At 72.1% G+C, this 20821-nt stretch carries 15 protein-coding genes; 9 read left to right on the top strand and 6 right to left on the bottom strand.

Annotated elements, in window-relative coordinates; genetic code table 11:
* Window positions 1–101: 101 nt before the first annotated feature.
* From WMF19_RS47875 to WMF19_RS47865, 3 genes are all read right to left on the bottom strand, one after another.
* Window positions 102–572: a GxxExxY protein gene (locus WMF19_RS47875; RefSeq protein ID WP_437896449.1), complete on the bottom strand. Its 471-nt coding sequence runs from the start codon at window positions 570–572 to the stop codon at window positions 102–104.
* An 842-nt stretch (window positions 573–1414) separates the two neighbouring features.
* The gene (locus WMF19_RS47870; RefSeq protein WP_437896448.1) at window positions 1415–2653 is read right to left on the bottom strand and encodes a type I restriction endonuclease; all 1239 of its coding nucleotides are present in this window, start codon (window positions 2651–2653) and stop codon (window positions 1415–1417) included.
* Window positions 2654–2944: 291 nt separating this feature from the next.
* Window positions 2945–3505 carry a hypothetical protein gene (locus tag WMF19_RS47865; protein ID WP_437896447.1) on the bottom strand — a complete coding sequence of 187 codons (561 nt, stop codon included), beginning with the start codon at window positions 3503–3505 and terminating at the stop codon, window positions 2945–2947.
* Window positions 3506–4431: 926 nt separating this feature from the next.
* Between WMF19_RS47865 and WMF19_RS47860 the strand changes: the two genes are divergently transcribed.
* From WMF19_RS47860 to WMF19_RS47850, 3 genes are all read left to right on the top strand, one after another.
* Complete coding sequence (locus WMF19_RS47860; RefSeq protein WP_437896446.1) at window positions 4432–5580, top strand: glycosyl hydrolase; 1149 nt, start codon at window positions 4432–4434, stop codon at window positions 5578–5580.
* Window positions 5581–5781: 201 nt separating this feature from the next.
* Complete coding sequence (locus WMF19_RS47855; protein WP_437896445.1) at window positions 5782–7251, top strand: hypothetical protein; 1470 nt, start codon at window positions 5782–5784, stop codon at window positions 7249–7251.
* 89 nt (window positions 7252–7340) lie between these two features.
* The gene (locus WMF19_RS47850) at window positions 7341–10172 is read left to right on the top strand and encodes an AAA family ATPase (RefSeq protein ID WP_437896444.1); all 2832 of its coding nucleotides are present in this window, start codon (window positions 7341–7343) and stop codon (window positions 10170–10172) included.
* A gap of 71 nt (window positions 10173–10243) precedes the next feature.
* Here the strand turns inward: WMF19_RS47850 and WMF19_RS47845 are convergent, their stop codons facing one another.
* From WMF19_RS47845 to WMF19_RS47835, 3 genes are all read right to left on the bottom strand, one after another.
* Window positions 10244–10627 (bottom strand): nuclear transport factor 2 family protein, encoded by a 384-nt coding sequence (locus tag WMF19_RS47845; protein WP_437326123.1) that lies wholly within the window; start codon window positions 10625–10627, stop codon window positions 10244–10246.
* A 41-nt stretch (window positions 10628–10668) separates the two neighbouring features.
* The gene (locus WMF19_RS47840) at window positions 10669–11373 is read right to left on the bottom strand and encodes a hypothetical protein (RefSeq protein WP_437896443.1); all 705 of its coding nucleotides are present in this window, start codon (window positions 11371–11373) and stop codon (window positions 10669–10671) included.
* An 80-nt stretch (window positions 11374–11453) separates the two neighbouring features.
* Complete coding sequence (locus tag WMF19_RS47835) at window positions 11454–14261, bottom strand: DUF4388 domain-containing protein (protein WP_437896442.1); 2808 nt, start codon at window positions 14259–14261, stop codon at window positions 11454–11456.
* A gap of 328 nt (window positions 14262–14589) precedes the next feature.
* Between WMF19_RS47835 and WMF19_RS47830 the strand changes: the two genes are divergently transcribed.
* The 6 genes from WMF19_RS47830 to WMF19_RS47805 all read left to right on the top strand — a co-directional run bounded on the left by WMF19_RS47830 (window position 14590) and on the right by WMF19_RS47805 (window position 20663).
* Window positions 14590–14787, top strand: coding sequence for a hypothetical protein (locus tag WMF19_RS47830; RefSeq protein ID WP_437896441.1), 198 nt, complete (start codon window positions 14590–14592; stop codon window positions 14785–14787).
* A gap of 66 nt (window positions 14788–14853) precedes the next feature.
* Window positions 14854–15543, top strand: a complete 690-nt coding sequence (locus WMF19_RS47825) for a sterol desaturase family protein (RefSeq protein WP_437896440.1) — start codon at window positions 14854–14856, stop codon at window positions 15541–15543.
* Window positions 15544–15705: 162 nt separating this feature from the next.
* Window positions 15706–16875, top strand: a complete 1170-nt coding sequence (locus tag WMF19_RS47820; RefSeq protein WP_437896439.1) for a hypothetical protein — start codon at window positions 15706–15708, stop codon at window positions 16873–16875.
* Between the two features lie 82 nt (window positions 16876–16957).
* On the top strand, window positions 16958–18664 hold the full coding sequence (locus WMF19_RS47815) for a substrate-binding and vWA domain-containing protein (protein ID WP_437896438.1): 1707 nt from the start codon (window positions 16958–16960) through the stop codon (window positions 18662–18664).
* A gap of 8 nt (window positions 18665–18672) precedes the next feature.
* Window positions 18673–19470 carry a hypothetical protein gene (locus WMF19_RS47810; RefSeq protein WP_437896437.1) on the top strand — a complete coding sequence of 266 codons (798 nt, stop codon included), beginning with the start codon at window positions 18673–18675 and terminating at the stop codon, window positions 19468–19470.
* Window positions 19467–20663, top strand: coding sequence for a substrate-binding domain-containing protein (locus WMF19_RS47805; protein WP_437896436.1), 1197 nt, complete (start codon window positions 19467–19469; stop codon window positions 20661–20663). The genes WMF19_RS47810 and WMF19_RS47805 overlap by 4 nt, the downstream gene beginning before the upstream one ends.
* Window positions 20664–20821: the final 158 nt, after the last annotated feature.

Genomic DNA, 20821 nt, shown 5'->3' with positions numbered 1-20821 from the left:
ACGCAAAGGCCATTGCGCGGAAGCGCCGTAGCGCTGCGGCTACGGCTCTCCGCACCAACGACCGGGCGCGGCCTCCCTATCCTATCACTGCTGCGGGAGGTTCATCGCGGAGAGAGAGGAACCGCCAAGAACGCCAAGAACGCCAAGTTTACAGGGAGTGAACTACGCGCCTTACGCCGGAGGACGGCCACTTTGAAGGTGTTCAAGAGGCCAAGTCGAAGTCTCGCCGCCTTAAGATATGACAGAACCTGTGCAACGTGGATCGGGGCAATGCACTCGGTGGCCTTGAGCTCGACGACGAGCTGACCATCCACCACGAGATCCATACGAGCCTGGCCCACCGGATTCCCCTTGTAGTCCACGCTGATGGGAACTTGCCGGGCGAACGGAATGCGGCGCAAGGAGAGCTCGACGCAGAGCGCTTGCTCGTAGATAGCTTCGAGGAAGCCGGGGCCGAGAGTTCGGTGCACTTCGAGCGCGGCGCCGATGACGCAGTGGGCGAGGCGATCCGACGCCGCGTCGGGCTCGCTCCTCATTTCGTCCTTGGCGTCCTTGGTGTCTTGGCGGTTCATCTCATGTCTATCGACACAGCTCCGCCCTCAGTTGCGTGCTCCGTCGCAAATGCGGTTGGCAGTTTGGATAGCCTGGGACGGTGACACAGACGGCACCGAGGGAGCGATGCGACGAGGCCGTGCGCCATGGCGAGGCGAAGAGCAGTGAAGGAGTCGGAGAAGTGGCGCTCAGGCCGTATTACAGAACGCGTGACTTGGCGCTTCCCCTCGGACCGAAGGGGTAAAATGCCATATCGTCGCAATGAATCTTCCGGCGGCCCAGGCGGAGAAGTCGCGAGCCTGGGTCCGTCGTGAGCTTGGGCAGGAGGCAACGCAGACGGGCACAGAGGTGGCGCAGTATGCCGTTGTCTTCACCACGGGTCTCTCGTCGCGAATGTCTACTGCGATGTGCCCGGACCTGCACCGGCTCCGCTGGCAGTTAAAGCTGGCCTTCAAGCGATGGAAGTCTTTATGCCACTTCGATCGCTTACCCAACTATCGCGACGACACCATATTATCCTGACTCTACGCAAAACTGCCATTCGCGCTGTTGATGCACCGAATAAGTTCGGCCATCAGCCCGCTTTCCCCCTTGATCCAAGGCAAAGCGGAGCCCACCATGGCACTCCGCTCCATGAAAGGTGGTCAGCGCCATGTGGCCCACCATCGCCACAGCGTGCGGACTCGTCCAACAATAGCCCGCCGCTCGTCGGGTGACGCGCATTGTGCTGCGCTCGCAGACGTCAACGACGTTTTCGGTCATGAGGCGAAGGCTGCGCGGTGGTCGACGGGTCGTCGACGACGGCGTGGGGAGCCGGCGTGGGGTCAGGGCAGGGCGTGCCTGATGCTGGCAGTGGGCGTTGCTAGTGGGGCATGGCCACGCCAGCCGGCAACTCGTCTTCCTCGGGTGTGTCGCCAGATTCGGCGCGACGAACCTCGTCCTCGAATGCGAGCATCAGCAGAGGCCTTAGCCGCTCAAGGTCCTTCAGGCCACTAACGTACACGCGGCTCTTCCCGACGTTTTCACTCGGCACGTCAACCTCAAATCCGGGCGCGAGCAGCGTTGCCCTGTCGGAGGGGACTTTGGTAACCACGGACTTGCGCTTGCCGTCGAAGAACAGGCGAACGAACCACTTTTTCGTGTTCCCGATGTTGATGCCGAAATAGTTAACCGCGTCTCGGTAGTGAACCTGCGCCTTGCTGGCCGCTGGAGAGTCGGCGCATATGCGACGAACGACCTCGTAGGCGTCCAACTCCTCTTGGGTCGTGACGACGCCTTTCCCGTTTTCCGGAGCCGAGTCTCTTGAAGGCGGCACAGCCTGCGGGGGCGGTTGTGGCATGGGCGGGGGCGGGGGCGGCGCCGCCACTGCTACGTCCTGCGTCTCTTGCCTGATCGATCTGGTGGCCATGTCGAGCAGGGTTGTCTGAATAGCCTTGCGTACGATCGGTATGAATTTTTCGACGCGCTTCGCCGTGAGCTTGCCCGTCGTGATGTTCAACTCGCCGAGAATGAAGCGCGTGAACTCTTCTGTCGGGTTGCGGAGCACGTCGTTGATGTAGGCCGTCATTCGCCCGGTGAAGATGATGTCTTCTGCGCGCGTTCGCACAGTACCAGCATCGAAGTTGTCCTTGGAGAACGCATCGAGCGTTTCGACGTCTCTTTCCGCGAATTCGAGCACATTGAACTCGAAGAACGGGCGCTCGCCCATGATGTTAGGTTCTTCAAGATCGGTGAAGAACATGTACCGAACACCGTTCGTGACAACCGCCACCTTGACGGACGGAGTCGAGTTAAAATACCGTGACAGCTGGCCGCTGTGCGTGTTCGGCTCCGCATCGGCCGGCTTGCACTCGATGAACATCACCGGCACGCCGTTGATGTAGATCGCGTAGTCGACCTTTTCGAACTGACCGTTGCTTTTCTTCTTGGCGAAGTCGGCCACATACTCAGGGCGAACCTCCGTCGGGTCGAACACGTCGTAGCCAAGTGCTCCAAGAAATGGCATCACGAGAGCGTTCTTGGTCGCCTCTTCGCCGATCGTGTTTGGGAGCCTCTTCCGAACTTGCTCCGCAAGACGCCGCATGTTGTCAATAAGCGCCATCGTTGCCTCCTGCTCCAGCCGAGCCATACTTGGCTAGGAAGCCTGTAAGGCTACGCGCTCGACGAGATGCCAGTCAACGGCGTGGTCTTGGGACAACAGTGGCCGTCGTGGTAGTGAAAGGTATTACCTGGGTTCCGTGCTCCGCTTGCGCACGGGCCAAACCAGCGGTTCCGCTCGGGCGTCGTCCCGCTGGACCTCGCGCTCGCCGGCGGCTGCGCCGTATGGATCCATGGGTTCGGCCACGCGGAGGATGGACGCCTCGGCGGGAGCTGTGGGACGGGTGGGTGCGGCTCAGCGCCGAACAGCGGCCAGCGTGTCTCGTCGACGAAGATGACCGACACAATCGGATGATAATCCAGATTTAGATTGAGGCTGCCGCCGAATCTCCAGCAGAAGCAGCAGAGGCGACGCCTGGAGCCGGCATGGCCCCACGAACCCGCGCCGTGCCAGCATGCACCAGCCCCGTCGCCGGTCTTTCCTCGCGTCTCCCCGCGGCGCCCGCGCCTCCACCATGGTGCCGCCAGGCACAAGAGCAGGGGAAGGTTCGTCGCCCGCGCAACCCGCACGTACCGGCCGTAGGCCTCCCGCGCCGTCGGCATCATCGCCGTCGAGCGCCGCTGGACCATCGCCCCGGCGAGTTCCCGCGCGCGCCGCGTCGCCGGCCCGGTAAAGCTTCCGGTCGTCCTTCACCACGTCGGCGCGTAGCTCGTAAATCCGCGCGTAGCCGAGCAGGTCGTTCGCGAGGTCGCGGTGCCCGGTGCCGGGCCGCAAGCGATCGAGCTCCGGCTTGATTACCGGGTCGTCCGAGAGGTGGTACTCGAACAGCGCCTGCATGCGCCCCTCGATCTCCATCGCCCTCCATCGCCTCGCTGACGAGCTCGGCGGGCAGCCACGCGTCCGTCGTGATCGCGCCGGCGGCGCGGGCCTCGGCCAGCGCATGGAGCCCGGCGAAGCACACGAGCTCCAGCTCGTCGTGTTGCGTGATGTCGAACTCCTCCCGGGGCAACAGCGCGAAGCGCGCGAACGTCGGGCGAGGACACGAATCCGACGACTCCGAGGGCCGCATACGTGGCCGCCTCGATATCCAGCCTCACGGTCACGAGGTCGGCCTAAAGCACGGAACAGGCTAAAAGCTGATTAAAATCAATTAATTACGAGACAAAGTCGAGCTGCCAGGAAGCAAGCTCCAAGGGCAAGGAATGCGAGAAAGAGAGAAACCGCAAGGGCCGCAAGGGACCAGAGACGAGATATTCTCTTTCCTTCCCCTTGCGCCCCTTGCGCCCCTTGCGCCCCTGGCGGTTTCTCTTCCCTTCTGTTAATTCCTCGGGACTCCAACGTGATCGGTGCACTAGGCGAGGCGGTCGAGCTCCGCGGCGAGCGCCTCGCGCGCCTTCTTGTCGGCCGTAGGAGAGTAGATGGGCGAGGGACACATCGTCTCTCCGGCTGGCATAGCGGCCGCGGAGCGCTTCTTCGACTTGGTTACAGCGGGTATATCTATCCTCCTGAAGTCTCCGCGAAAAGGGAGTCTGTCGGTTGCGTACGACCCGAGCCGTCACCTCGCCGCGCAAGACGCGCGAGCGAACGATGGATCCGTGCCGCCGGGACCGAGCGCGCCGTGCTAAGGGGATCCGTCGCCCGGCGTCCTTCCGTCCCGTCGAGGAGAGAAATCGGGAGCACGACCCCGATCGGGTCACGAGAAGCGACCCGAGCCCGTCGTTTTCCCGCTCGCGAGCCGCGCTCTATCCTCGTGCAACCCGAAGCCCCCTCATGAGGACCCGATGAAGAGCCGCGCCCTCCTCTTCCTGCTCGCCGCGGCGAAACTCGCCTCCGCATGCGTCGTCGGCGGCGACACCGGCAACGGCGGCGGCGGCGACACCGGCAAGGGCAGCGGCGGCGACGGCGGCAGCGTCAGCGGTGGTGGCGGCGACACCGGCAACGGGAACGGCGCGCTCCTGTTCGGCCCCTACAAGGACACCAGCGTCAACATGAACTGGGGCACCAACGTGATCTCCACGAAGGTGTCGGGGACCCAGACCGTGTTTGCCGACGACCTCAGCGCCGCCGGCGGCAACGTCGTCAGCCTCGCCTTCGCCACCGGCGAGTGCGGCAACGAGAGCTGGGGCGACGTGCCCGGCGCGGCGATGGCGGCCGCCAACGTCCCCGTGCTCGAGGCCGCCGGCGTCGGCTACATCCTGTCGACCGGCGGCGCTGCGGGCTCGTTCACCTGCGGCTCCGACGCCGGCTTTGCGGCCTTCCTCGATCGCTGGGCCGGACCGCACCTGATCGGCGTCGACCTCGACATCGAGGCCGGCCAGTCGCCGCAGGTGATCGCGGCGCTGGTGCAGCGCCTCGAGACCGCGCACGCCGCGTACCCGGACCTGCGCTTCAGCCTGACCGTGGCGACCCTCGCCAACAACGAGGGCGCGTCGACCGCGCGCTCCCTCGGCAGCAACATCGGCTCGAGCCTCAACGTCCTCGGCGACACCGCCATGTCCGCGGTCGCCGACGTCTTCGGCTTCGACGGCAGCGCGGCGACCTGGCCGAGCTACGTCACCGTCAACCTGATGACCATGAACTACGGCTCGCCCGGTCCCGGCGTGTGCGTCGTGTCCGGCGGCCAGTGCGACATGGGCCAGTCGGCGATCCAGGCCGCGTACAACCTGCACGATCACTTCGGCGTGCCCTACGCCAACATCGAGCTCACCCCGATGATCGGCGGCAACGACGTCCGCGGCGAGCTCTACACGCTGGCCGACGTCGACGAGACCGCCGCCTTCGCCAGGTCCCAGGGCCTCGCCGGTGTCCACTACTGGTCCTACGACCGCGACGTCGACTGCCCGATCGGCGCCGCCTCGCCGGTGTGCAACTCCCTCGGCAACGCCGGAACCCGCGGCTTCCTCGCCCGATTCCTCGCCGCGGGGCTGTAACCACAGCGCGCCCGCGCGCGGCGGAGTGGCCGGTGTACGGGGTGAAGCGGCCCTGCGCCCCGGACGCCGCCCGGCCGCGGAGCCAGAGCGCCCCCGGTCCCGGCCGTGGGGCCAGAGCGCACCCTCCCGGTCCCGAAGAACGGGTGATGGCGGCGACGAGGTGCGGCCACACAGCCTCGACCAACACCTCGGAGGTACCGGATGCGATGTAGGACATGGCTGGCGCTCTTCGCTCTCCCTGCGCTCGCGGCGTGCTCGGCGGTTCCAGACGAGCTGCCCCGCGCGCTCTCGGTGGAGGAATCGCCCGCGGCCTCCGGCGCCGGCGAGGCAGCCGCCTGCAGCGCCCTCGCGCCCGCGGGGCCAGCGCTGAGCCTCGCGCAGCCGGGCACGGACCTGCTCGATCCTCAGTGGGTCCTCGGGGCCAAGGACGCTCCGGTCTATCTCTACACCTCGTCCGCGACCCCGGCCGGGAGTCGGGTCCTCCAACGCGTCGCCCTGGATCCCTGGTCAGCGCAGCCGCCCGCCTTCAGCGAGCCGGCGCTGGTGCTGGACGCAAAACACCAGACCATCCCGGGCGACGCCTTCGCGGTGGCACAGCTCTATCCGTTCGACGAGGACGACAACTTCGAGTCTGTGGTCGTTTACCGAGAGCGCTATACGACCCTCTTCCCGGATCCCCTGCCGCCAGGCGGCTTTTTCAGGACCGCGCGCGCCTGGAGCGAGGGCAGCGAGCCCTTCTCTTCATGGTCGCAGCACATCGGCCAACACTACGGCGAACGCATCGTGTCGTTTCGTTCCTCAGGGGCGGAACAGCTCGCTATCAGCGAGGTCCACGAGCCCGGCCCGCGGTACGCGATGATGGTCGGCACCGTGTGGGAAGGGGTGGGCAGCTCGAAGACCGGGATGTACGTCGGGTGCGCAACAACGCCCATCGCCTTCGATGCGGCATGGTGGACGCGAGTGGATGAAGAGGATACGGGATGGGTGCTGCATTACTGGCTCTTCGGCGCCGCGCTGGGCGCGCCCACCGATTGGCAGCCCGGGTGGCAACCGTGCGACGTCAAGTACCCGGGCGTCGGACCGGCGACGACCATTTACCTGGGGCGGTACTCCACAGACGGCCTCAGCATCGGCTCCGACGGCGGCGCGATGACCTCGAAGGAGGCGATCCACGAGGCCGCGCCGGTCGCGCGCCTCCGCATGGCCCCCCGCGCCGACGGCGCGTGGCTCGCCTGGACCCTCGCGCCGCTCGAGGACGCGCCGAGCGCGCTGCGCGTCGCGCGCATGACCCCTTCGGGCGGGATCGCGCTGCCCCCCGTCACCGTCCCCTCGTGCTCCACGCCCGTCGCGGAATCGCTGGCCGCCGAGCAGATGGACGGAGACCTGGTGGTCGCGGTCGTCGAGACGAACACGCGCGGCGAGGACCGGATCGTGCTCCGCCGCCTCGACGCGGATGGCACGTTGACCTCGATGACCACCCTCATCCCGGGAGGGAAGGTCGAAGGCAGCCTGTCGATGCTCGCACAGCGCGATCGCGGGCTCTTGATCGCGTGGGCGGAGCGGCCGTCGAGCTCGTCCGCCTCGCAGCTGCGCGCGGTGCGCCTCGGGTGCGCCGAGGGGTCCTCCGCCGCCACGCCCGTCTGCAGGACCGAGGAGGTGATCCCTCAGTGACGTGGCACGCGGCACGCGGCCGCCGGCCTCCGAAACTTGGCCCGCCCTCGCCCGGCGTGCGAACCCCGAGCCCGGAGACCTCTGCAAGGATGACCAGCCCTCGCTCCCACGCCGAGCTCGTCACGCTGCGCAAGCTCGCGCAGGACCTCGCCGCCCAGCGCAAGGAGCGCCTGTCGAGCGTGCACCTCCTCGTGGCCATCGCCATGAGCGGCGGCCCCGCCGCCGATCTGCTCCGCGATCGGCGGCTCGACGACGAGGCCCTGCTCAAGGCGACCCGCTCGGTCGACGACGAGGGCCCCGACCCGATCGGCCGGGCGATGGGGGGCGCGCGCGACGTCGCGAAGCGGGCGACCGCGAAGGAGCCCGCGGCGCTCCACCTGCTGCTCGCGCTCCTGTCCGACCGCAGCTCGGCCGCGCACCGCGCGCTCACCCAGTCGGGGGTCGACCTCGCGCGGCTGCGGACCGCGGCGCTCCAGATCGCGCTCGGCGTTGTGCAGGCGCGGCGGACGCCCTCGCGGCTGCTCCAGGACGGCGGCGCGCCGGAGACGCCGGCCGCGCCGGCCGCGACGCCCGCGGCGCGACGCTCCCGCGGCGAGGCCGCCGATCCGGCGCGCACGCCGCGCTCGCCACGCACGTCCCAGGAGCTGCGGCCCTCCAAGGGCGCCGGCATCGCCGTCCCGGAGCTGCGGCCCTCCAAGGGCGCCGGCGTCGCCGTCCCGGAGCTGCGGCCCTCCAAGGGCGCCGGCGCGCCGGAATCGCGGCCCTCCAAGGGCGCCGGCCCGGGCGTCACCGTGCCGCTGTTCCCGCCGACGCCGCTGTTCCCGCCGGGGCGCCCTCGCCCCGCCGCGGCCCCGATCGGAGCCGACGCGCTGAGCTCCGCCGAGCCGATCGCCCTCACGCCCACCCCCTCCCCGGCGTCCTCGACCTCCCCTGCCCCCGCTTCCGCCGCCTCCCCCGCCGCGCCCGCGCCGGGGCGGCCGCTCCCGCCGCTCGCGCCGCCGACCGCCACGAGCGCCGCCGCGAGCGCCGCCCTCGCGGCGCGCTTCACCCTCGACCGCGCGCGCTTCCCGGCCCTCGCCTCGCTCGGGCACAACCTCTCGCTCGCCGCGGTGCAGGGGGAGCTCGAGCCGATCGTCGGCCGCGAGCACGAGATCGAGCAGGCGCTCGACGTCCTGGCCAAGCGCCACGCGAACAACCCCTGCCTCCTCGGCCCGGCGGGCGTCGGCAAGACCTCGGTCGCGCGCGGCGTCGCCCACCGGCTCGCGTTCGACGAGCGGGAGCCGCGCATCGTGGTCGAGCTCGTGCCATCGGAGCTCCTCGCCGGCACCGGCGCGCGCGGCGCGCTCAGCGAGCGCCTGTCCGCGCTCCGGTCCGAGCTCCGCGAGGCGGGCGGGCGGGTCATCCTGTTCATCGACGGCCTCTCGGAGCTCTTCGGCAGCGGCGCGCTCGACGAGGCGATGGCCGAGCTCAAGCTCGCGCTCGCCCGCGGCGAGCTCACGCTGATCGGCACCGCCACGCCCGAGGAGTACCGCAAGAGCATCGAGGTCGACCCGGCGCTCGCGCGGCGCTTCACGATCGTCGAGATCGACGAGCCCGAAGAGGACGAGGCGTTCCTGCTCCTCCAGAGCGTCGCGGTCGGGCTCGGCGCGCACCACGGGCTCGCGTTCACCGACGAGGCGCTGGCCTCGGCCGTCGCCTGGTCCGTGCGCTACCTGCCCGGGCGCGCGCTGCCCGACAAGGCGCTCTCGATCCTCGACCTCGCGGGCGCGCGCACGCGGCGGCGCGCGTCCTCGGCGTCAGGCGCGTCACGCGCGTCGCGCACGGCGCTCCGTGAACCTGCGCATGCGCAGCCGGCGCGGCAGGTGGGCCCCGCCGAGGTCGCCGAGGTGGTCGCCGAGCTCGCCGATCTGCCGGTCGAGCGGCTCCTCGAGACCGACCGCGAGCGGATGCTCTCGCTGGAGACGCTCCTCGCCGAGAACGTCGTCGGCCACGGCGAGGCGCTGGCGCGCATCGCGCGGGTGCTCCGCAGGAACGCGGCCGGCCTGCGCGCGCGCCGCCCGATCGGGTCGTTCCTTCTGCTGGGGCCGACCGGCGTGGGCAAGACGGAGACGGCGAAGGCCATCGCCGAGGCGCTGTTCCACTCGCCCGACGCGATGACGCGGCTGGACTTCTCCGAGTACGCGGAGTCGCACGCGGTCGCGCGCCTCGTCGGCGCGCCGCCCGGCTACGTCGGCCACGAGGCGGGCGGCCAGCTCACCGAGGCGGTGCGGCGGAGGCCGTACCAGGTGGTGCTGCTCGACGAGATCGAGAAGGCGCACCGCGACGTGCTCGAGGCGTTCCTCCAGGTCTTCGACGAGGGCCGCCTGACCGACGGCCGAGGCCGGCGGGTGGACTTCACGAACACGGTCCTCGTGATGACCTCGAACCTCGGCGCGGCGGAGGCCGGCGCGCTCCGGTCCGAGCGCTCCGTCGGCTTCGCCCGCAGCTCCGCGGCCGTGTCGCCCGAGCGCCTCGGCGAGGCGATGCTCTCGGCGGCCCGCGCCACGCTCCCGCCCGAGCTCTACAACCGCATCGACGAGGTCCTCTGCTTCGCGCCGCTCACGCGGGCGGACGTCGCCGAGATCACGCGGCGGCTGCTGGGCGGCCTCGAGCGCGAGCTCGAGGCGCGCGGCGTGGAGCTCGAGGTCGAGCCCGAGGCGATCGACGCGCTGCTCGACGCCGGAGGGTTCGACCCGGAGCTCGGCGCCCGGCCGATGAAGCGCACGATCGCGCGCCTCGTCGAGGCGCCGCTCGCGGAGCTCATCCTGCGCGGCCAGCTCGAGGAAGGGTCGGCGGCGCTCGTGGGCGTCGAGCAGGGCGAGGTCGTGGTGGACGCGATCGCGCGGGCCGGCACCCGGCGCTACGCCTCATGCTCCAGCTGAAGCGCGGCGCTACGCCGCGTGCTCCAGCTGAAGCGCGGCGCTACGCCGCGTGCTCCAGCTGAAGCGCGGCGCTACGCCGCGTGCTCCAGCTGAAGCCCGAGGGCCCTCGGATCGAAGTACGCCTTGAACCTCCTGATGGCGCCGGCCGGGTGCTCGATGACGCTCACGCCGTCGTACGAGAACTCCCCTCCGTGGGATAGCTTTCCACGGCTCGTCCACTCGAGGATGGCGGCCTCGTCCGACTCGACGACGCACCGGAACTCCGACCGCACCTCGCCGAAGGTGTGCCGGTAGCTGCGCCAGAAGTTGCGGGCGCCGTCGGGGCCGTGGAGCGGCCTCGAGACCGTCGGGTTGCTGAGCTCGGCGTCGGGCGCGAACAGCCGCGCCATGGGCTCGACGTCGCCGCTCTCCTCGATCCGACGCAGGGCTTCGATGAACTCGCTCGCCTTGGACATGGTGCCTCCTGCGGTGCGGGCGCCTGCAAGGGGCGGACCTCTCAGTGCGCGACGGAGCGCTCGTGCCGCCGCGTGACGACCGCGATGGCGACGGCGATCAGCGCGGCAAGGAGGAACCCCCCGCCGAACGCGAGGCCGATGATCCAGGGCTGGATCGCCCTCCCCAGGCCGTCCGCGAAGCCCGTGGCGGCGGCGCGGCTCGCGCGCTCGATCGCGACGCTCGAGCAGCCCGGGTCGCCGGCGGGGCACCCGGCGAGCTGCTCCATGAGCTCTTCTGTCCCCTCGCGCGCCGCAGCCCTCGCCGCGGCGCCCGTGCCCTGCTCGACGAGGGTGACGAGCGCCCGGTCGTGCTGGAGGGCCCCCTCGATCACGGCGCTGCTCACAGCCTCGCTCGTCTGCGCGATGACCGGCTCCAGGCCCTCGGCCTGCCGCCCGATCTCCGCCGCGCCGGCCCGGACCGCATCGTGGACGATGGCCCCCACGAGCGGTCGCTCGCGCTCGTGCGCGCCCTCGGCCGGCCTCTTGGCCGATCCTCCGGCGGGCCCGGCCCGGTCCTGCGCGCTGCGCTCGAGCGCCTCGAGCGTGCCGTGGGTCGCCTCCTTCGCCGCCTCGCGGACGCACCCCGGGGCGAGCGCGAGGGCGGCGATCAGCGCCGCCGCGGCCGATCGGCCGGAGCGCGTCGGCTCGCCCGCGCGCGGCGCCGTCGACGCCGTCGGTCCGGGTCCGGGAGAGAGCGAGCATTGCACAGCCGCGCCGGCCTTCATCAACCGTGCCCGCCGCGCGTCCTGCAGCGTGCGCGGAGCCGCCTCCCCGCGCCCGCGGCCGCTTACGGCGGCCCCGCCTCGATCGCCCGCCGGTACCGCTCGCGCCGGTGCGGCTCGCGCAGGATCTCGTAGGCCTCGTCGAGCACCTCGATGACGAGCCGCACGTCGTCGAGCAGGTCCACGGTCGCGGCGGTGAGCAGGGTGGAGGGCTCGAAGGCCTTCCTCAGCGCGAGGTACGCGCGGCGGATCTCGTAGTTCGTCGCGTCGCGCGGGATGCCGAGGATCGAGAAATAGTCTCCGTCCTCCACCAGCGCGAGCCGCGCCCGGACGCGCTGCCGGATCGCCTCCTCGTCCAGCGGATCCTCCACCGGCGGGGGCGGCGCCTCGGTGATCGACGGCGGGATGAGGACGTCGAGCACCTCCAGGCAGACGAGCGCGTAGAGCACGCTCGCGTTCTCGGGCTCCGCCACGCTCACGAGCTCGCCGACGCTGCGGCCGCGCGCGGTGCGCACGAGCTCCTCCTCCTCGCGCCGCAGCGCGCACTCGCCGAGCAGGTTGCGCCGGACGCCGTCGTCGAGGCGCGCCCCCGGGCCGCCGAGGCGGCGCAGGGCGACCTCGGGGGCGATCACGCGGCGGATCGTCTCGACGAAGACCTCGGCGCCGGTGGCGCCGCCGAAGACGTTCGGCTCCGCCTTGAGGCGGCCCGGCGGCTCGGGCTCGAGGTCGCACGTGCCCGCCTCGACGAGCACGACGTGGCCGATGACCCACTCGGCGTGCGCGCGCAGCACCGGCCAGAGGTCGTCCTGGCCGAGGTGGCCGTGCGCGATGAGCGCCGCGCCGGCGTGCCGGCCCGAGGCGGGGAGCTTGCCCGCGAGCCGCGCCGCGACCTCGCGCTCGAGGTCGCCCCGCCCGACAAGGAAGGCGAGCAGCGTCTCCTCGGGGATGCTCGAGCCGGCGGTGACGAGATCGCCCTCGTGCAGGACGATGCGCCGCGCGCCCTCCTCGGTCGTGATCGCGAGGGCGCCGGAGGAGCGGCTGCCCACCGCGCGGGCGAGCGCGCGCGGCGCGTCGCCCGGGCCGAGCACCGTGGCCGAGGAGGCCCCGCCGGAGCTCGGCGCCTCGTCGACAGGCTCAGGCGCCATGGCGCGGCCGAGCACGGCCGCGCTGACCGTGGCCGGCGCGGGCGGCACGAGCGGCAGCGGAGGCGGCGCGGGCCCACGCAGGGCCGCGCCGGAGATGGCCATGGACGGCGGAGCTTGCAGGGGTCCGCGGCCGAGCGAGACCGGGCTCGGAGCGGCAGGCGGGCTGGGCGCCAGCAGGCCGCGCCCGAGCGAGCCGGCGCCCGCGCTCGCCGGGACGGGCACGCCAGGAGGCGCAGGGGCGCGCCCCGCCGGGGCGGAGCGGGCCTGGGACGGAACAGGCGGCAGCGGCTCGGGCTCGGCCCTGCCGACCGACGGCAACAGCGCGGTCCGCACCTCGACCGAGGGAGGCGACACGAACGCGACGCCCGGAGGGGGCGGCGGCGGAAAGCCGGGCGCGCGGGCATCACGGGCCTCGCGCGACCGGGGCGGCGGCTCCGTGATGCGCTGGCGCACGCTCGGCTCGAGGCGACCCGACGGAGCGCGCGCCCAGTCGACGTCGTCGCCGCCGCGCGCGGGGCCCGGCAGGGCGCGGTCCCACGCAGGCTCCTCTCGCGGCGCGGGGGATGGCGAGGGCGACCGATCCCACGCGGGCTCGGGGCGCGGCGGCGGCGACGCGAAGGCGTGGGGCCGGCCCGCGTCGCGCGGGGTCGGCGGCGCGGCGTCGCGGCCGCCGCTCCGGCGCGCGGGACCGCCGTGATCGCGCTCCTCCCTGCCGAGCAGGTGCGCCTCCCTGTCGAGCGAGAGCGCCGCGAGCTCGGGGCCGGCGCGCTTCGTCGCGTGCGCCCCGTCGAGCGCGGGCTCGGCGTCGAGGTCGTCCTCGTGCTCGTCGCCCGGCTCGGCGAGCTCGACGAGGGAGTCGCCGGGCCCCGTGTGCTCGGCGCGGGTGGCCGCCGGCTGCGGAGCGGGCGCGACGCCGTACGGGCCTTCGCTCGTCCTCGGCTGCGAGGGCGACCCGGTGGGCACCGGGGCGACGGCCGCGCTCGCGCCGGTCCGCGGCTCGTCCTCGTCCGGATCGAGCGGCTCGTCGAGGGCCGAGAGCAGCTCCGGCGACAGCATCAGGTCGACCTCCTCCTCGGCCGCCGGGATGCTCGACGGGTGCGCCTTCGCCGTGACCCGCTGCTCGGCGGCGACGAGGATCTCCTCGAGCTCCGGGCTGATCCGCGCCGGCAGGAGCCGCGGGCCGACCTCGTCGCCGTCCTCCTCCGGGGGCGGCAGCACCGAGCCGACGTCGAGCGGGTCGAGATCGCTCGAGAAGTCGGGGTTCGACGGGACGTCATTGTCGAGCGGGAGGCCCGCCGCGAGGCGCGCCTCGACGGCGTGCTCCCCGCGGAACCGCCCGGGCTCCGCGACAGCGCTCACGTGCGCGGCGAGCTCGGCGGTGTCGACCGGGCGCTCGAAGACCTGCCCGAACAGCTGGGGATCGAGCTCCGCCGAGCGGACCGGATCCCCCACGAGGAGCACGGACGCTGCGACGCCGCCCGGCCGCAGGTAGAGGCGCTCGAGCGCCTCGATCGCGCCGGGCTCGTCGATGTCGACGATCACGACCCGCGGCGCGTCGCTCGCGAGGCGCGCGTCGAGCTCGGCGATGGGCGCCGCGATCACCTCGAAGCCCCGGCCGCGCAGCGCAGCGCCGATCGCCTCCCCGTCCGCCGACGCGTCGGCCAGCAGGATGGCGCCTTCGCGCGGGCGCGCGTGCACTGCTTCGTAGTCGTCGCGGAGCTCGGACACGGCGGTCATCTCATGGAGGCGGCCCGGCGGAGCAGCGCCCAGGGGCCCGCATCGACTGGACTCTCGACGGTCGTCGGCGGGCTGTCAAACGCGATCGCGGCCCGCTCGCGTTCTCGCTCGTGTTCCCGCCGCGCAGCGCAGCTCCCTCCACAACGGCCCCGCCGGCGCGGCGAGGTCTCCACCCCTGCCGCGCTGGGAGCGCCCGGCCGACATCACCTCCGCGACGCGAGCGCGAGCGCGACGTCGCCGCGCATCGACGCACGCCCGCACGCCCGCACGCGCGCGGCGGCGCCCCCCGCTGCGGGCGCCGCGTGGTAGACGTCGACGCATGGTGCTCGGCGCTTCCCACAACGAGATCGCCCTGACGGCCTTCCTGCTCATCGTCGTGCTGCTCGCCGCGAAGATCGGCCGCATCGGCGAGGCCATCGGCGGGCTGTTCGAGCGGGGAGCGCCCGCGACGGACGGCGGCGCGCCCGAGGACGGCGCGGAGCAGGCGGACCAGAAGGAAGAGCGCCAGGAAAGCTGAGCGCGCCCCCTCGCTCGCGGCCTCGCCCGCGCTTGCGTTCTGTTTTTTTAGAATCCATAGTTTCCGATGGTCGTGAACGAGCCGGCCTCGCCGCGGTCGCGGCGGCGCGCGGAGATCGCGGCGCGGATCCCGCGCGGGTACCGCCCGGCGCTCCACCTCGCGGCGCCCACGCTGCTCGGCGCGCTCGTGCTCGCAGCGGCGGTGCGCCTGCTCGATGCGGTCGATGCCGTCGAGCTCCTCGCGGTGCCGGCGACGCTGCTGCTCGCCTTCGCCTTCGAGTGGTGGGCGCACAGGTCGGTGCTGCACCGGCGGGCGCCGCTGCTCGGCGCGCTCTGCGAGCGGCACGAGCGCGAGCACCACCTCGCGTTCACCGCCGACGACATGGCGCTGCGGAGCGCCCGTGAGCTCTGGCTGGTGCTGACGCCGCCCGCCTCGGCGCTCCTGGTCCTCGCCTCGCTGCTGCCGCTCGCCGCGGCGGCGGGCGCCCTGTTCTCGCGGGACGCGGCGCTGCTCGGGCTTGCGACGGCGATGGCGTTCTTCGTCAGCTACGAGTGGCTGCACCTCGCGTATCACCTGCCGGCGGGCAGCCCGGTGTACCGGATCCCGGGGCTCGCGCGGCTCCGCGAGCACCACCGCCGGCACCATGACCCCCGGCTCATGAAGCGCTGGAACTTCAACGTGACCGTGCCCGTGTTCGATCTCGTGCGCGGGACGCGCTGGTCGCCGCCGCCGCGCCGGCCTACACCGCGCGCGTAGCCGCCGCGCCAGCCTGCACCGCGCGCGCAGCCGCAACGCCCAGGGCGCGCAGCGCCACGCAGGGCGCGCCCTGGCGCAGCGCCCTCCTCCGCCCCGCCGGGGCGCGCGAGGTGCGCGCGCGCGCCGGGGCGTCCGCCGCGGCCGTGTGCTAACGGGTCGCGGGTGCAGCCGCGGACCAGAGACGGCCTCGTCCTCCTGCTCGTCGGGGTCCTGCTCGGCGGCGGCGTCGCCTGGCTCCTCGGCCGCCGGCGGGAGAGCCCGCCCGCCGCGCCGCGCGCGCTCGACGCCGTGCCCGCGGGCGCGATGCTCGTCGCGACGCTCGATCTCCCGGCCCTGCGCGCCTCTCCCGCGTTCGCCTCGTTCCTGCGCGAGGAGCGCGAGATCCCGGGGCTCGGCAAGGTGCGCGACGTGTGCGGCTTCGACCCGGTGGCCGCGTTGACCGAGGTCGCGATCGCCATCCCGGCGGCGGGCGAGGGCGGCGACTTCGGGCTGGTCGCGGCCGGCGCGGTGCAGGACGAGGCGCTGCTCGCGTGCGCCTCCAAGGTCATCGAGGCCCGCGGCGGGCGGCCGGTCGTCGCCGGGATCGGCAGCTTCCGCGCGGTGCGGGACTCGAGCGCCGAGGGCCACGGCGAGATCGCCGTGCGCCCCGGGGGGCCGATCCTGCTCGGCGGGGGCGCGTACCTGCGCGCCATGATCGACGCCGCCGAAGGCCGCGCCGGCAACGTCGGCGCGAGCGGCGCCCACGACGCCATCGCCCGCGCCGTGGGCGAGGGGGCGGCGCGCGTCACGGTGGTGCTCACGCCCGAGCAGCGCGCCGAGATCGGGCGCGAGCTCGCGCTGAGCGGCTCCAGCCGATCGCCCGCGGCGTCCCTGCTCTCCGGCGGCGCCAGCGTCGCGCTCGGCCCCGAGATCGCCGTCCACGCCGCCGTCCTCTGCGACGCGGAGGCCCCCTGCGCCGCGCTCGGCGCGGAGCTGCGCGCGGCCCGCGACGCGCGCGCGGCGGACTTCGCGACGCGGCTCGTCGGCTTCGGGTCCGTGCTCGAGCGCATCGCGATCGCGGCCGAGGGCAAGGCGCTCCACGCCCGCGTCAAGCTGTCGGCCGAGGAGGCCGGCGTCCTCGTCGATCGGCTCGCCTCGCTGCGCGGCCTCCGTCAGCCCGCGCTCCCGCCCAGGCCGCCGCGGCCCGCGCAGGGGGACAGCGGCGCGCCGCCGCGCGGAGACGCCAGCGCGCCGCCGCGCGCAGACGCCAGCGCGCCGCCGCCCGACGCGGTCGTGACGCCCCGGCCGCAGGCGAAGCCGGACGGCGGCGACGGCGTGGACGAGCGCCGGTAGCGCCGGGCCGAGCGCGTTTCGACGCAGAGTTGTCACACAACTCGTCTATGTGAAATGCGTTTGAACCCGAGGAGACCGGTCCATGACACGACGGGACGCGCTGTCGCTCGCGATCCTGGCGCTCGCGCTGTGCGCCAGCTGCAGCTCGAAGTCCGATGGACCGTCGCCCGGGGCTGCCCCGGTCACCTCCGAGAAGCCCGCGCCGGAGCCGGCGAAGGCGCCCGTGACCGTCGTCGTCGCGTACGGCAGCGAGAAGAAGACCTGGCTTGAGGAGCAGGCGCAGCGCTTCGAGGCGCTCGGCGAAAAGACGAAGTCCGGCCGGCCCATTCACATCGAACCAAAGGCGATGGGCTCCGGCGAGGCGGTCCAGAGCATCACCTCCGGCGAGCTCAAGGCGCACGCGTTCAGCCCTGCGTCGGCGGTTTACATTTCGCTCCTGAACAACGCCTGGTCGGCGAAGACCGGCAGGCCCAAGCCGCTCTCGCCCGCCGGCGACCCGCTCGTCCTCTCCCCGATCGTCGTCGCGATGTGGAAGCCGATGGCCGAGGCGCTCGGCTGGCCCGGCAAGCCGATCGGCTGGAGCAACCTCATCAAGGTCAGCGCCGACCCGAAGGGCTGGGGCGCGCTCGGCCACCCCGAGTGGGGCCGCTTCAAGCTCGGCCACACCCACCCCGAGTACTCGAACTCCGGCCTCCTCGCCGTGCTCGCCGAGGCCTACGCCGGCGCCCGCAAGACGCGCGGCCTGACCGCCGCCGACCTCGACGCGAAGCCCACCCAGGACTACCTCCGCACGATCGAGCAGACCCTCGTCCATTACGGCAAATCGACCGGCTTCTTCGGCGACAAGATGCTCGCCCGCGGGCCCGCGTACCTCTCGGCCGCCGTGCTCTACGAGAACCTCGTCATCGAGTCGTACGCGAAGCGCGGCGACGCGCCGTTCCCGATCGTCGCAGTCTACCCGGTCGAGGGGACGTTCTGGTCCGATCACCCGTATGCCGTCCTCGACGCGGAGTGGGTGGGCAGCGAGGAGCGCGAGGGCGCGCAGGCCTTCCTGCAGTTCCTCAAGGAGAAGCCCCAGCAGGAGCGCGCGCTCGCGCTGGGCTTCCGGCCGGCCGACCCGTCGATCCCGATCGGCGCGCCTGTCGACGCGGACCACGGCGTCGACCCGAAGCAGCCGCAGACGCTGCTGGGCGTGCCCGACGGCGCGACGCTCGAGAAGCTGCTCGGCGTCTGGCAGAGCGTGAAGAAGACGAGCGACGTGATCCTCGTCTTCGACAAGTCCGGCAGCATGGCCGGCAAGCCGCTCGCCGAGGCGAAGAACGGGGCCAAGTCGTTCCTCGACGTCCTGCACGACCGCGACGACGTGACGCTCCTCTTCTTCGACGGCGCGCTCTACCCGGCGATCGGGCCGAAGCAGCTCGGCAAGGACAAGGCGGAGCTCGTCGCGCGCATCGACGGGGCGGTGGCCGACGGCAAGACGGCGCTCTACGACGCCGTGGCCAGGGCCTACGAGCTCGCCCTCGCCCGGGCCAAGGCGGAGCCGGCGCGCATCCACGCGATCGTGGTCATGACCGACGGCAAGGACGAGCACAGCAAGCTCGCGCTCGACGCGCTGATGAAGCGCTTCTCGGACGAGGACGCGCCCGTGAAGGTCTTCACGATCGCCTACGGCGCGGGCGCCGACCCGACCGTGCTGGAGCAGATCGCCGAGGCCGCGAAGGGGTCGAGCGCGAAGGGCGCGACCGACACCATCGTCGGGGTGTACAAGGACATGGCGTCCTTCTTCTGAGAGGCACCGTGGCGAACGAAGGCGAACGAGGCGGGCCCCGCTCCCCCGTCGGGCGGGTCCTGGGGAAGGCGGCGACCGGCGCCGTCAACCTCGCCGTCGCGGGCAGCGCCGCGGTGGGCGCCGCCGCGCTGCACTCCTGGCCCGTCCTCGCGCTCGGCGGCGTCGCCTACGCGGCGCTCGTCGCATGGGACATGGCGAGCCCCAGGTTCTGGAAGCAGGCGCTCGCGGCGCCGCCCGCCGCGCTCCCCGACCCCGACGAGCTGCTCGACCACGCGACCCGGGACGCCGTGCGGGCCATCCTCTCCGCCCGCAAGGAGCTCGAGGCCGTGCTCGAGGAGACGAGCGACGAGGTGAAGGGCCACCTCGGCCAGACGCTCTCCTCGATCACGGAGCTGGAGCAGCGCTCGGCGCGGCTCATCTCCCGGGCCGAGGAGCTCGCGCGCTACCTTGGGACGGTGAGCGCCGCGCCGGTCCAGCAGGAGATCGCGCGGCTCGACGAGAAGGCGCGCACGGCGCGCGACCCCGCGGCGCGGCGCGAGTACGAGAGCGCCCGGAAGGCCCGCGAGGAGCAGCTCAAGGCGCTCGACGACATCGCCGGCGCCAAGGAGCGGGTCGTCGCGAACCTCTCGCGCATCGTCGCCACGCTCGAGGGGCTGCCGGCCAAGATCGTGCGGATGCGCGCGCTCGACGCGCAGGCGATGGATCAGCTCTCGGGGTCCATGCACGACGAGCTCGAGCACATGAACGTCGAGCTCAAGGCGTTCGAGGAGACGTTGACGACCCTCGGGGAGATGGCGAGCGCATGAAGGCCAAGGGCATCATCATCGTGGGGTTCCTCATCGCCGTCGCGGTCGTGCTGTTCCTGACGACGCGCGACAAGCAGACCGCCCAGCCCGACGTGGTCCCCGCCGCGCTGAGCGCGAGCGCGGCGGCGCCCCCGCCCCCCGCGCCGGCCACCGAGATCTCGATGCTCTACAGCAGCGAGAAGCAGGAGTGGATCGAGGCGGCGCTCGCGGACTTCAAGAAGGAGCACCCCGAAATATCGCTGCGCCTCAAGGCGATGGGGTCGATCGACGCGGCCCAGGCGATCGTCGAGGGCAGCGAGAAGCCGACGATCTTCAGCCCCGCCGACTCGCTTGTGCAGAACCTGCTGATGTCGGACTGGCAGACCAAGTACAAAACGGAGCTGTTCGCGGCCTCCGGCGACGACGCGCCGCAGCCCATCGTCATCACGCCGCTCGTCTTCGTCATCTGGGAGGACCGCGCGAACGCGCTCCTCAAGGCGTCGCGCGGGGAGATCTCCTGGCAGGCGATCCACAAGGCGGTGAAGTCCAACGAGGGTTGGCCCGCGGTCGGCGGCCAGCCCGCCTGGGGCTTCGTCAAGCTCGGCCACACCGACCCAACGCGCTCGAACTCCGGCCTCCAGGCGCTGCTCCTGATGACGCTCGACCACTACAAGAAGACGAGCGGCCTCGCCGTGGGCGACCTCTTGAACCCCAAGTACCAGGCGTTCATCGGCGAGATCGAGAAGGGCGTGCCCCGGTTCGAGACGTCGACCGGGACCTTCATGACGGACATGGTCCGGTTCGGTCCGTCGAAATACGATATCGCGGTCGTCTACGAGAACCTCGCGATCGCGCAGCTCGAGAACGCGCAGGGCCGCTGGGGCAACCTCAAGGTGTACTATCCGGCGACGACGCTCTGGAGCGATCACCCGATCGCCGTCCTCCAGGCCGACTGGGTGACGCCGGCGCAGAAGCAGGCCGCGGGCGTGTGGATTCGTTACCTGAAGAGCCGCCCTGTCCAGGAGAAGGCGCTCGCCTATGGGTTCAGGCCGGCGGACACGAGCGTGCCGTTGAAGACGGCCTCCGCGACGAACCCCTTCACCCGGCTCACGCAGCACGGCGTGAAGATCGAGATCCCGCCCGTGGCGCAGGTGCCCGACGGCCAGGTGGTCAAGAACCTCATGATGATGTGGACCCGAGTCGTGGGCAAGTGACCGCCGCCGCAGCGCGGCGTGGTTCGGTGGTCCCGTCGTCCACGTGGTCCACGTCGTCCCCCCGATGGTTCCGTGGTCCGCCTGACGAGCGCGCCGCTCCGCCGCCAAAAGCCGCGCGGCACGCCCGATCGGGCCCCCACGGGCTGCCCCGAACTCCT

It is taken from the genome of Sorangium sp. So ce124 (genome assembly GCF_051525235.1).
Lineage (GTDB): Bacteria > Myxococcota_A > Polyangia > Polyangiales > Polyangiaceae > Sorangium > Sorangium atrum.
Note: the sequence above shows the minus strand (reverse complement) of the source record. Positions and strands in the feature narration are given on the sequence as shown.

Excerpts from the sequence above, each read along its gene's own strand:
- WMF19_RS47875 (WP_437896449.1), bottom strand. The coding sequence starts at position 572 with ATGAACCGCCAAGACACCAAGGACGCCAAGGACGAAATGAGGAGCGAG.
- WMF19_RS47870 (WP_437896448.1), bottom strand. The coding sequence starts at position 2,653 with ATGGCGCTTATTGACAACATGCGGCGTCTTGCGGAGCAAGTTCGGAAG.
- WMF19_RS47865 (WP_437896447.1), bottom strand. The coding sequence starts at position 3,505 with ATGGAGATCGAGGGGCGCATGCAGGCGCTGTTCGAGTACCACCTCTCG.
- WMF19_RS47860 (WP_437896446.1), top strand. The coding sequence starts at position 4,432 with ATGAAGAGCCGCGCCCTCCTCTTCCTGCTCGCCGCGGCGAAACTCGCC.
- WMF19_RS47855 (WP_437896445.1), top strand. The coding sequence starts at position 5,782 with ATGCGATGTAGGACATGGCTGGCGCTCTTCGCTCTCCCTGCGCTCGCG.
- WMF19_RS47850 (WP_437896444.1), top strand. The coding sequence starts at position 7,341 with ATGACCAGCCCTCGCTCCCACGCCGAGCTCGTCACGCTGCGCAAGCTC.
- WMF19_RS47845 (WP_437326123.1), bottom strand. The coding sequence starts at position 10,627 with ATGTCCAAGGCGAGCGAGTTCATCGAAGCCCTGCGTCGGATCGAGGAG.
- WMF19_RS47830 (WP_437896441.1), top strand. The coding sequence starts at position 14,590 with ATGGTGCTCGGCGCTTCCCACAACGAGATCGCCCTGACGGCCTTCCTG.
- WMF19_RS47825 (WP_437896440.1), top strand. The coding sequence starts at position 14,854 with ATGGTCGTGAACGAGCCGGCCTCGCCGCGGTCGCGGCGGCGCGCGGAG.
- WMF19_RS47815 (WP_437896438.1), top strand. The coding sequence starts at position 16,958 with ATGACACGACGGGACGCGCTGTCGCTCGCGATCCTGGCGCTCGCGCTG.
- WMF19_RS47805 (WP_437896436.1), top strand. The coding sequence starts at position 19,467 with ATGAAGGCCAAGGGCATCATCATCGTGGGGTTCCTCATCGCCGTCGCG.